Raw genomic sequence first — 364 nt, 5'->3', positions numbered from 1 at the left:
TTGAACGCCAAGAAGACCATTTACCATAAGCAGAAGCTATTGTGGCACGTCTAAGATAAGAGGGATACTTAGGGAACAACACGTTAAAATCTTCATATTTCGGTCGAGGATTTTTTGCGGTACGGTGAATAAGTTTCTCAATAACTGGAGCTACTTTGTTTGTATTTTCCTCATAGCTCATAGGAAATTCCTGAAACATCACTTTTAAGATATAGGTTAATGCTTGATTGTAAATTTCACAGGTCTTGTCTAATGACAGCGTGTGACTGACAATTTTTTCGCTAACCGTTTTCGCTCGTGTGTTGTAACCCATCGTTCTCACCTCACTTCTTTTTCTGATTCTGAATGTAATTTCGTATTTGCG

The 364-nt window shown here is 37.9% G+C and carries 1 pseudogene; it reads right to left on the bottom strand.

Going from position 1 to position 364, the window contains the following annotated elements:
* Positions 1-313: pseudogene (locus tag ACFSR0_RS10705) on the bottom strand (RNA-guided endonuclease TnpB family protein); the annotation flags it as partial.
* Between the last annotated feature and the right edge of the window lie 51 nt (positions 314-364).

Source organism: Enterococcus camelliae, from assembly GCF_042685105.1.
GTDB classification, from domain to species: domain Bacteria; phylum Bacillota; class Bacilli; order Lactobacillales; family Enterococcaceae; genus Enterococcus_G; species Enterococcus_G camelliae.
This window is presented reverse-complemented; position numbering and strand designations above follow the sequence as displayed.